The organism is Blastomonas sp. 34TW (genome assembly GCF_059803595.1).
This window is the reverse complement of the sequence record NZ_JAPFGW010000001.1, coordinates 422,481-433,554: the sequence shown is the minus strand read 5'-3', so window position 1 is coordinate 433,554 and position 11,074 is coordinate 422,481. Positions and strand designations below refer to the sequence as shown.

Here is an 11,074-nt window from a genome sequence, read left to right as displayed (position 1 = left end):
ACTCCTGCGATCAGCGACGGAAATAGTCTTCGACGTTCAAGAAGGCGCGCTGGCCCTCCGGCGTCGCGTTACGGATAGGGTCGGTTTCCGGAGTCACCTCCCCGCGCCAGGCGGTGACGCGCAGCGGTGTGACGCTATATGCCGGGCGGGCATCGAGCACGTGCGGCACGTTGGCGATCACCACGATCACGTCCATCTCGGCGCGCAGCAGTACGCTGCGCCCGCCCTCGAACGGGCCAACATCCGGCACGATGCTGCCATCCTCGGCGATGATCGCGCCCTTGAACAGGTTGATGCACGGATGCACGTCGCGCCGCCCCAGCCCGTGCTTGGCCGCGCCGAGCAGAAACCGTTCGCGGCCATTGGGACAGGGGCTGTAATTGGCACCCTCACCATATTTCGCGGCATTGGTCTGAGCGTTGGACGTGCCGCAGAACGCGTCGTGCGTGCCGGCTCCGTCCTCGACGATGCTCATCAGCACCCGGCCCATGTCCGACAGCAGAAGCTTGCCTGCGCCCAGATAGCCGTTCCACTGCACCTTGACCGTATCGGCGACGCTGAGCCGCTCGGTCGGCATTTCGGCGTTGAACAGCTGCAGCCCGGCACAGGCATCGCCCTTCAGGTCGATCAGCCGCAGCCGCGTGCCGCGCGCCAGCCTGCGCGTCGCATAGCCGCCCGGCGCGATCGTCTCTTCCCAGAGCAGGTCTTCACTCGCGACGCCCTCGGGCAGGTCGTCGGCAATTGGCGGCAGCACCGGCATCGATTCCACTTTGGTCCCGGCCATGCTCCGCGCATGGGCGCGGGCGGCGGACGGATCGCTCAAAACGGCGGTCATGCAGCGGCTCCCTTGGCATGTTCGCCCGCGTCCGGCTCGTAGAGCGGGGGCAGCAGGGCGGTGGTGGTGACGAGTTGCAGCTGGTGCACGCCGCGCACCCGGCGCAGCGCATCGCACAGCTCGTTGAGGCGGACGGCGGGGCCCTGGACCAGCAACACCTCAAGCGACTGGTCGTCCTCGAGAAACACGTGCTGCGAGGAGATGACCTCCTTCAGATATTCGGCCTGGGTCTGCGCGAGTTGATGGCGCACCCGGCCCCGGTCGCCGCGATAGACGATGGTCAGCGTGCCCGCGAGCATCTCGTCGGGCCGCGTCGTCGCCTCGTGCGCGGCGAGCGCATGGCGGATCAGCTCTGCAATCAGCTGCGAGCGCGAGGGCAGCCCGCGTTCCTCGACCATCATGTCGAGCTGACGGAACAGCTCGCTCGGCAGGCTCATCGACAATCGTGCGACACTGGTCGGCTCGGTTCCCATCATGCGTTCTCCTGGGTCTTGGCAATCTCCAGAACCGCCGGTTTTTCAGGCTCTTCCGGGTTGCTCTTCTTGTTGAGGGTCAGGTCATAGACAGCGGTCGCGCCGAAGCGGTGTGGCGCGTGCGGATCGTGCCGACGCTTGTCGAGCGCGAGCACGCGCGTGCCGAGCGTGAACGCCTCGCGAATGTCGTGCGTGACCATGATGATGGTCAGCGCATAATCGCTCCACAGTTGGCTGATCAGCGCGTGCATGTCGGCGCGGATGCCGGGATCGAGCGCGCCGAAGGGTTCGTCGAGCAGCAGGATGCGCGGCCGCTTGATCAGCGCCTGTGCGATAGCGAGCCGCTGCTGCATCCCCCCGGAAAGCTGCGCAGGATATTGGTGCATGCTGTCGCCAAGGCCGACCGCGACGAGCATCTCCTCGGCCCGCGCTCGCGCCGCCTTGCGCGCCGATCCGAACAGCCGGGCGTTGAGCGGCGCCTGTTCGCATTCGAGCCCGAACATCACATTGCCCAGCGCGGAAAGGTGTCGGAACACCGAATAGCGCTGGAACACCACGCCGCGATCGGGCCCGCATTCGGGCGCGAGCGGCTGGCCGTCGAGTTCGATCACACCGCGCGTCGGGCGCTCCTGGCCCAGGACGACGCGCAGCAGGCTCGACTTGCCAGCGCCCGAGGGGCCGACGATCGACACGAACGAGCCGGGCTGGATGTCCAGATCGACCTTTTCCAGCACAATCTTGTCGCCATATTCGACCCAGACGTTCTGGAGGCTGAGGATCGGCGCGGCGCTCATCGGCCCTGCCCTTCCGCCCAGGGAAAGGCCTTGCGGCTGGTCAGCGCGAGCGCCCAGTCCATCACGATCGCGAGCAGCGCGATCCACGCGACATAGGGCAGGATCACGTCCATCGAGAGGTAACGGCGGACGAGGAAGATGCGGTAGCCCAGCCCCACATCCGCCGCGATCGCCTCGGCCGAGATCAGGAACACCCAGGCCGGGCCGAGCGCCAGCCGGACAGCGTGGATCAGGCGTGGCATCGCCTGGGGCAGCGCGACGCGGATCATGATCTGCCAGGAACTTGCGCCCAATGTCTGCGCCTTGATCACCTGTTCGGCGGGGAGCGCGGCGATATAGGCGGCGATATCGCGGATCATCACCGGCGCGACGCCGATGGCGATCAGCGCGACCTTGGCAGTTTCCCCCAGGCCCAGCGCGATGAACAGGATCGGCAGCAGCGCGATCGGCGGGATGACCGCGATACCGGTGACCAAAGGCCCGAAGGTGGCGCGAACCGGCGGCAGCACCCCCAGCACCAGGCTGACGACCAGCGCGGTCAGTGTCGCAATGCCCAGGCCCAGACCGAGGCGCTGCAGGCTGGCGAACGTGTCGGCCCAGAAGGTGACCTGCCCGGTAAGTTGATCCGCCTGAAACATCAGCGCCGACATCGCCTGCCCCATCGCCCCGGGCAGCGGCAGGATTTTATCGAACGGATTGTCGGCATGGCGCTGCGCCGCGACGATCAGATAGGCGATCAGCAGCACCGCGACCGGCAGTGCGCCGAGCAAAATGCGTTCGCCCTTTTTCGGATGTCGGTTGACCCAGCGCATCGCCGTTCCCCTGCTCCGATCCGCGCTTACAGCTTGCCGTCGGCGGCGAGCTTCATGAACGCATCGTCGAAGCGCAGCGTCACCCGCGCCGGATCGCCCAGCACCTTGCCGCCGGGGAACGCGATACCCACTGCGTCAGCGCTCGCCGCGCCCTTGAACAGGCCCTTGGAGAAACTGAAATCGCGCACCTGCGTCATCGTGTTGACCAGCGCCGGAGAGGTCGCCGCCGCGACCGCCGCCTTGGGATCGGCGTAAAGGAACGTCGTCTTGAGCTGGCTGTCGAACATTTCGGGTGTCGCGCCCGAAAGCTTGGCCATCGCGGCGCGCGCGGCCTTGCCTTCCGCATCGTCGCGCAGCATCAGCGCCACCGTCTCGTACCAGATGCCCGCGAGCGCCTTGCCCAGGTTCGGATTGGCCTTGAGCGTCGCAGTGTCGACCACCATCAGGTCGAGAATCTCGCCCGGAATATCGGCGGAACTGAACACCTGGGTAACGCCGGGCTCACCCTTCATCACCGAAAGCTGCGGGTTCCACGCCACCGCAGCGTTGACATCCGCCGCGCCAAAGGCCGCGACGATGTCCGCATCAGACGTGTTCACCGTCTTGACGTCGGTCGACTTGAGCCCCGCCTTTTCGAGCGCGCGGGTGAGCAGATAATGCGAAACCGAAAGCTCGACCAGATAGACCTGGCGGCCCTTGATCGCCGCCAGGCTGTTCGCGCCTTTCAGCAGCACACCATCATTGCCGTTCGAATAGTCGCCGATAATGACCGCGGTGGTATCCTTGCCGCCCGCCGCGGGAATGGTCAGCGCGTCCATATTGGCGACGGTGACGCCATCGAACTTGCCCGCCGTGTACTGGTTGACCGACTCGACATAGTCGTTGACCTGCACGAAGTTGATCTTGATGCCGTATTTGTCGGCCCATTTCTTCACGATGCCCGCTTGCTGCGCATAAGGCCAGGGCATCCATCCGGCATAGATCGACCAGCCGATATTGAATTCGGTCTTTGGCTTGGCGGGCCCGGGGGAACCGGAACAGGCGGCGAGCGCGAAAGCCCCCAGCATCGCCAGAAGGGTGGAAAGCCTGCGCAACAGCCTCGTCATGATTCGGTCCCCTTTCGCAGTGCAGCATCACGAGCGCAGACAGGCTTGTCCAGCAGAAAATATTACCATGAGTGAAAAACGTAATAACCGTCGGACAGCGCACACTTCCTCCGCTGGTCCGCGGCGCCCAGCTGTCAGGGTTCGCTTTGCGCAACTGATAGCCCTGCAATGCCCGAAAAACTGCGCCAGTTCAGCGGACGGTGATTCGCTCGGCCAGGCGCCGACCTTCCGCAGCATGTGATTCGCCGGTATGATTCGCGCCTCATCCGCGAAGCGTTTCTGCGTTAGGGGCGGGCTGTGCGATCGGCCATCAAACCGCGTCAATCCCGTCATTTTTTGCAGTGCAGCACGAAATGCCGTTCATACTGAGCAAGTGCAAAATTATTACGCTTGACGCATTCCGTAATATCCATACCGTATTGGATGTCGCTGGCAGTCCGCCAGCGGCACTATCGACTGTTCGCAAGCGAGGGTCCGTGGATCGAAAGCCGGCCTGTTCGGATATCAGACAAGGCGCTGCGCACCGCGCAGACGGCACGATCACCCTACGCAAAGCGATATCTACCCCCGCAGGCAAGACCGCCGCGCGACGTGCAATGGCGCGCGCGCAGACAAGGCGGCGCGTGTGGGGAGTTTCAGGGAGAACAGGCCGGAAAACCGGCGATCAAGGGGTCGGCATCGCCAGAACCCCAGGGGAGACGGGTGTCATTTGAAAAGGCTCACCAAGAATTGGGGGTCTGAAGATGACGAACAAGCTGTTCCGCGCCACCTTGCTGGGCGCTACCATGTTGATGGGCATGGGCACCGCGCCTGCCTTTGCGCAGGACATTGCGGGTGATGACGCGCAGGATACCGAACAGGAAGGCGGCAGCAACGTCATCGTCGTGACCGCGACCCGCCGCGCGACCTCGATCCAGGACGTGCCGATCAACATCAGCGCGATCGGCGACGAGCAGCTCGCCCGCCAGCGCATCGACGATGTGCGCGACATTGCCGATTTCACCCCGGGCCTGACCATCTCCGACACCGGCCCCGGATCGACCGGCGCCATCGTGCTGCGCGGCCTCAACGCTTCGGACACCAGCGCAAACGGCGCCTCATTCGATGACGCGCTCGGCCTGTATCTGGGCGAAGTACCGCTCTATTACGATTTCAAGCTGCTCGATATCGCCCGTGTCGAGGTTCTGCTCGGCCCGCAAGGCACGCTCTACGGGCTGGGAACGCTGGCCGGCGCGATCCGCAACATCCCCAACCGCCCCAATCTCGAAAGCTTCGAAGGCGAGGTGCACGGCCGTTTCTACGCCAAGCAGCACAGCAGCAAGCTGGGCTATCAGGCCGATGGCGTGATCAACATCCCGATCATCAAGGATCACCTCGCCTTCCGCAGTTCCACCGGCTATTTCTACGATCCCGGCTTTATCGACTATACGCTGCTTCTGCAGCGGCCGGGCGTTTCGCTGCCCCAGCCCAACGGCCCCAATTTCATCAGCGCGGCGGGTTATGCCGCCAACCTGCGCCGCGAGAACGACGTCAATTTCGAGAAGACGATCAGCACGCGCAACCAGCTGCTCTATCAGGCAAGCGAGGACTTCAAGCTCAACATCACCTATGCGTTTCAGCGCACCAAGACCGATGGCCGCCAGTCGAACAGCGATTTCGTGTTCGGCACCGGGCGGTATGAAAGCGCGGCGCGCTTTCTCGAGCCGGTCAATCGCCGCGCGCATCTGATCAGCGCGGAAATCAACGCCAATATCGGCAATATCGCCGATCTGGTGGCGACCACCGCGCATACCGATGTCAAGAACGAGCAGGTGGGCGACAATACCGATCTGCTGCTCGACCTCGATTATGGCTATGAATCCTTCCCGGCCTTTTCGAGCTTCAACGAAAGCACCAACCGGCGCAAGCAGTTCAACCAGGAAGTGCGCTTCGTCTCGCGCCATGGCGGGCCGTTCAACTGGGTACTGGGCGCATTCTACAACCGCCGCACGCTGCAGAACGACTATCGCGAGCGGCTGCCGGGCCACCCGTTCGTTGCCTTCGGCACGTTGCCCAACCCGCTCGAGCTCGAATATGTCTCGTTCAACCGCTCGCGGGTGACCGAGCGCGCGATCTTCGGCGAAGGCACCTTCCGCGTCACGCCCGAATGGCAGGTCACGGCGGGTGCGCGCTATTTCGGCTATCGCTCCGAAGTCGCGGGCCGCGCGGTGCTGCCGCTGCTTGGCGAACCCCTGAGCCCCTATGACCTGCCCTCGGCGGGCGGCGTCGCCAAGAAGAGCGGCTGGGTATGGAAGTTCAACAGCTCGTACAACATCACCGACGATATCATGGTCTATGCGACCTATTCGAAGGGCTATCGCCTGGGCGGGCCGAATACCGTGGCACCATGCGTGCTGCCGCTCAATCCGAACCAGCAGAATGTCTGTGCGCTGCCCAACGAGCAGCAGTTCGGCCCGGATACCACCAAGAACCTGGAACTAGGCATCCGTACCGAGCTGTTCGACAACATGCTGACGTTCAACTTCAACGTGTTCCAGATCAAGTGGAACGGCATTCAGGTCGCCTCGGCGACGGTCAACGGCGTGGTCGGGATCACCGTCAATGGCGGCACCGGCAAGTCCGAGGGCTTCGAAACCTCGTTCCAGCTGCGCCCGCTGCCCCGCTTCACCATCCAGGGCAATTTCTCCTATCTCGACGCGCGGCTGACCCAGGACGTGCCGGGGATCATCGCGGTCAACAGCCCGGCAGGAATCTATCCCAGCCGTCCGATCCAGCTCGACGCGCTGTCGGGCGACCGGCTGCCGGGTTCGGCCAGGACCAGCGGCGCACTGGGCGCGACCTATACCGCGCCGTTCATGGACGGCAACATCGTCGCCGACTGGACCGCGACCTATCGCGGCAATGTCGTCACCCGGCTGGGCTGGGATCGCGCGTTCGGCGACAAGCTGCCCGGCTTCACCACCCACCGCGCCTCGGTCTTCTACGAGACCGACCGCTACAGCCTTGGCGTCTGGGCCAACAACATCTTCGACAAATATGCGGTCAACGCGGTGTCGAACGATCGCTCGCGCGTCGGTCTGAACGACGGCGTCCGGCTGCGCTATCTGCGCAACAGCGTCATCAACCCGATGACCCTGGGTCTGGAGGCTCGGTTCAGGTTCTGATCGCAGGCTTGGGCGCGGGGCCGGTTGGGCAAGGCCGGTCCCGCCCCATGCGACCCGCCAGCAAGGGGGCCAGGTGATGACAGCCAAAAGCCGAATTCCGGGATTTGCGGGGCTCGCCGTGGTGCTGGCGACCTCGGGCGGGCTTGCCGCCGAACCCGCTGCCCCCCTGCCCCGGCTGTTCGCCGAACGCTGGATCGACGGCACCAACGGCGCCGAACCGGTCGCGCAAGTGCAGTCGCTCGACGCCGACACGTTCGTCATCCGCCAGTCGGTCAAGACCAATTTCGAGGCGCCGTTTCTCTATCTGCTGTTCGGGCGCGACAAGGCGCTGCTGATCGACACCGGCGCCGAAGGCGGAGTCATCCGCCCGGTGGTCGACCGGGTGATCGCCGAATGGCTCGCCGCGCATGGCCGCCAGGCCATCCCGCTGGTCGTCGCGCACAGCCATGCGCATGGCGACCATATCGCCGGCGATGCCGCCTTTCGCGACCGGCCCGATACCGTGCTGGTCGGGCTGAAACCGGCGGATGTCGCAGCCTTTTTCGGCATCAAGCGCTGGCCCGGCGATATCGCGACCTTCGATCTCGGCGGCCGGGCGCTGTCGATCATCCCGACGCCGGGGCATCAGGCCGCAGCGATGATGGTCTATGACCCGCGCCTCAAGATCCTGCTCTCGGGCGACACGCTCTATCCCGGGCGGCTCTACGTGCCGGTCAATTTCCTCGGCGACAACCGCGCCAGCATCGACCGGCTGAGCGCTTTCGTGCGCACGCATCCGATCCGCGCCGTGCTCGGCGCGCATATCGAGATGACGCGCGCGCCGGGGCGCGATTATGCGCACGAGGCGCTGGAACATCCGAACGAGCATCCGCTCGAGCTGCCAGCAAGCGAGATCGCCAAGCTACGCCAGGGGCTCAGGGCGAAGCTCGACACACCGGGCCAGTCGCAGGTCCATGACCGCTTCATCATCGTACCGGTGCCGCCCCGTGACGAATGACCGCATAGATGAGGTCTATGGGAACTATTGGCCAATGCCGTCTGGCGTGATGGCCCGGATTTTACAACGCTCTTTCCACTGCGAACCTCAACCGTCCCGCCTTCAGCGCTGCCCTATGCCGGCAGCCCGGGACCGCAACGTGAGTACAGGCACATGAACGGAGTCCGCGTCGGCAACCGCATCATCGGGGCAGATTCGCCCGTCACCATCGGCTGGGAGAACGTGCCCAAGGTCGAAGGCGGCCCGTTCAAGCGGCTGTTCTTCACCTGGTTCCAGCCTGCCGTGCTCTTTTCGATGATCGCGTTCTGGTATTATGCGCCCAATTCGATCGCCAAGGCCTCGACCGCGATCGGCATCGGCATCGCGTTTCGCGCGCTGCTGCTCGCGCTCGAATGGGTCAACCCGCGCTACAAGAGCTGGGAGCTGACCTGGAAGGAATGCGTCACCGACCTGTTCTATGTGGGCCTGGGTTATACCATCCTCAATCTGGTCGACAATTTCATCGGCAGCGACGTGCTGATCGAGACCCTGCTGAGCAGCTTCGACTGGGACAAGTTCGCCTGGTTCACCGGCCTGCCGCTGCTGGTCCAGGCATTCCTGATCCTGTTCATCTTCGATTTCGGCCAGTACTGGATGCATCGCGGGATGCACAACTGGTACCCGCTCTGGCTCACTCATTCGGTGCACCATTACATTACCCAGCTCAACATCAACAAGGGCGCGGTCGGCAATCCGGTCGAGCTGTTCCTGATCGGGCTGGGCATCGGCGGCCTGTTCGACTTCCTGCCGCGGGCCGCGCTGCTCGCCGGGGCCATCGGCATGTCGATCGGCGTGTACCAGCATATCAACGTGCGCTTCAACACGCCCGCCTGGTGGCGCTTCCTGTTCAACACCACCGAGCATCACAGCCTGCACCATTCGCTCGATTTCGAGGCGACGCGCAGCAACTATGCCAGCAATTTCATCTTCATCGACCGCATGTTCGGCACCTGTGTCGATGGCGAGGCCGAATTGCTCGGCATGGAAGGCGGTCGTCGCATGTCGATCCGCGAACAGATGACCTATCCCTTCACCGAAGGCTGGAAGACGATGAAGGAAAAGTTCGGCAAAGGCCATGATACCACGGCAGTGCCCGCAGAATGACCGGTCAGGCGCACAGCGTGAGCGACACGCTTCCCGGCATGGCCGCAGCCAGCGACAGGCGCAGCTGGATGCGACTGATCGACTGGATTTGGACGGTACGCGGTGAACTGCCGCTGCCCGCCGGACAGGGCGCCGACGAGGCCTTTGCGAGGCTCGAACCGTTCTTCCGTGAACCCGGCACCAGCTTCGATCGGGCCGAGGGGCGCCTGACCTTCACCAAGAAGGACCCGCTCGCGCAGGACCGCATGTCGATCTATGATCGGGGCGAGCTGCGCGTCGAGAGCCAGCCCGGTGGCGGCGTGCTGCGCTTCTGGATGACCAGCAAGTCGCTGCTGTTCTGCTTCCTCGCGCCCTTGCTGTTTGTCGCCTTCGGCCAGATCACCGTCGGGGTCGGCATATTGGCCAAGCCCGACACCGAGCAGGCGGACAAGAAGAAGGACCAGGAAAAGGACAAGGTCCGCGAACTGCACTGGATCGACCAGATGCTCGGTGCGCCTGCCCCCGAAAAGCCCAAGAAGGATGAGAAGGACAAGAAGAAGGAAGAAGGCGGCAAGGACCGCTTCTCGCCGACCTCTGCCTATGTGTTCGCCGGGCTGTTCGCGCTGCTCTACGTGATCGGTCGCATTCTAGAAGATCGGCTGATCCGCAGGCGCTTCCTGCGCAGCCTGGCGGGAGACTAAGCTTTCCCGATCGCGACGCGATTGCCGTTTGCGCCGGCGCACCCTAATTGGTCCAGCATGAGCAGATGGCCCTTCGACGCGCAGACCGATGATATCCGCCCGCTGCTGATGCAATTGCACAGCGCAGGCGAACCGTTCGCCATCGCCACGCTGGTCGAGACCTCGGGCCCTGCCCCGCGCGAGATCGGGGCACAGATGCTGATCACCGGCGATCAGCATTGGGGCTATCTCTCGGGCGGCTGTATCGAGGCCGATGTCGCGCGGCACGCCCGCGAAGCGATGGCCGAGGGCAAGCCGAGACTGCTGCGCTATGGCGAGGGCAGCCCGTGGATCGACATTCGGCTCGCCTGCGGCACCGGCATCTCGGTGCTGGTCGAGCCGCTGCGCGGCGATGACCCGGCAGTGTCTGCGCTGCTGGATGGCTTTCAGTCGCGACATCCGGTTCTGTGGTCCAGCGATGGAACAGCGCGCGAGGCGCTTTCCTCCGACGATGTACCGCGCTTCGCCTGGAATGCTCGCCGCTACTCGAAGCGCTACGATCCTGTCCTGCGGCTGGTGCTGATCGGCGAGGATGCGACGGCGCTCGCCTGCGCGACGCTCGGCCAGGCGATGGGAATGGAGGTGGCGCTGGTCACCCCCAACGGCCCCGAAGCCACGCCATGGCCGGGACTGTCCTATCATCGCGCCTCGCCCGCCGACGCGCTCAAGGCGATTGGGCTCGACCGGTGGACGGCGGTGGCGGTGCTGTCGCACGATCGCGAGGATGACGAAGCCGGGCTCGCCGCCGCGCTCATCTCGCCTGCCTTCTATGTCGGCGCGATCGGCGCGCGCATTCGGCTCGACGGACGCATCGACCAGTTGCGCCGCCAGGGCGTGAGTGAGGCAGAGATCGCGCGGCTGCGCGCACCGATCGGGCTTCAGGGCTTCGGCAAGGCTCCGCGCGATATCGCGCTGTCGGTGGTCGCCGATGTCGCGCGCGAGTTCCACGCACGCTCGGCCAGCGCCAGCGAGGCCGCATCATCGATATCGAGCAGCGCGCCGCTATCGTCGGTATCGAGATAGGCGAGCGC

The 11,074-nt window shown here is 64.5% G+C and carries 10 protein-coding genes; 5 read left to right on the top strand and 5 right to left on the bottom strand.

Features of this window, described 5'->3' with window-relative positions:
* Positions 1 to 10: 10 nt before the first annotated feature.
* Genes OPU69_RS02020 through OPU69_RS02000 form a run of 5 tightly spaced genes read right to left on the bottom strand, consistent with a single transcriptional unit; the run spans position 11 to position 4,020 of the window.
* Positions 11 to 835 carry an urea amidolyase associated protein UAAP1 gene (locus OPU69_RS02020; RefSeq protein WP_498509112.1) on the bottom strand — a complete coding sequence of 275 codons (825 nt, stop codon included), beginning with the start codon at positions 833 to 835 and terminating at the stop codon, positions 11 to 13.
* The gene (locus tag OPU69_RS02015; protein WP_060980054.1) at positions 832 to 1,308 is read right to left on the bottom strand and encodes a CopG family ribbon-helix-helix protein; all 477 of its coding nucleotides are present in this window, start codon (positions 1,306 to 1,308) and stop codon (positions 832 to 834) included. The genes OPU69_RS02020 and OPU69_RS02015 overlap by 4 nt, the downstream gene beginning before the upstream one ends.
* Positions 1,308 to 2,102, bottom strand: a complete 795-nt coding sequence (locus tag OPU69_RS02010) for an ATP-binding cassette domain-containing protein (RefSeq protein WP_498509110.1) — start codon at positions 2,100 to 2,102, stop codon at positions 1,308 to 1,310. The genes OPU69_RS02015 and OPU69_RS02010 overlap by 1 nt, the downstream gene beginning before the upstream one ends.
* Positions 2,099 to 2,914 carry an ABC transporter permease gene (locus OPU69_RS02005; protein WP_498509109.1) on the bottom strand — a complete coding sequence of 272 codons (816 nt, stop codon included), beginning with the start codon at positions 2,912 to 2,914 and terminating at the stop codon, positions 2,099 to 2,101. The genes OPU69_RS02010 and OPU69_RS02005 overlap by 4 nt, the downstream gene beginning before the upstream one ends.
* A 26-nt stretch (positions 2,915 to 2,940) precedes the next feature.
* Positions 2,941 to 4,020, bottom strand: coding sequence for a putative urea ABC transporter substrate-binding protein (locus tag OPU69_RS02000; RefSeq protein WP_498509108.1), 1,080 nt, complete (start codon positions 4,018 to 4,020; stop codon positions 2,941 to 2,943).
* Between the two features lie 743 nt (positions 4,021 to 4,763).
* Here OPU69_RS02000 and OPU69_RS01995 point away from each other — a divergent pair.
* The 5 genes from OPU69_RS01995 to OPU69_RS01975 all read left to right on the top strand — a co-directional run bounded on the left by OPU69_RS01995 (position 4,764) and on the right by OPU69_RS01975 (position 11,066).
* Positions 4,764 to 7,184 carry a TonB-dependent receptor gene (locus OPU69_RS01995; protein WP_060980058.1) on the top strand — a complete coding sequence of 807 codons (2,421 nt, stop codon included), beginning with the start codon at positions 4,764 to 4,766 and terminating at the stop codon, positions 7,182 to 7,184.
* A gap of 76 nt (positions 7,185 to 7,260) precedes the next feature.
* Complete coding sequence (locus OPU69_RS01990; protein WP_082730713.1) at positions 7,261 to 8,181, top strand: MBL fold metallo-hydrolase; 921 nt, start codon at positions 7,261 to 7,263, stop codon at positions 8,179 to 8,181.
* 153 nt (positions 8,182 to 8,334) lie between these two features.
* A complete protein-coding gene (locus tag OPU69_RS01985; RefSeq protein WP_498509106.1) occupies positions 8,335 to 9,324 on the top strand; it encodes a sterol desaturase family protein in 990 nt (329 codons plus the stop codon).
* Between the two features lie 17 nt (positions 9,325 to 9,341).
* Complete coding sequence (locus OPU69_RS01980; protein ID WP_498509105.1) at positions 9,342 to 10,004, top strand: hypothetical protein; 663 nt, start codon at positions 9,342 to 9,344, stop codon at positions 10,002 to 10,004.
* Positions 10,005 to 10,061: 57 nt separating this feature from the next.
* A complete protein-coding gene (locus OPU69_RS01975) occupies positions 10,062 to 11,066 on the top strand; it encodes an XdhC family protein (protein ID WP_060980060.1) in 1,005 nt (334 codons plus the stop codon).
* Positions 11,067 to 11,074: the final 8 nt, after the last annotated feature.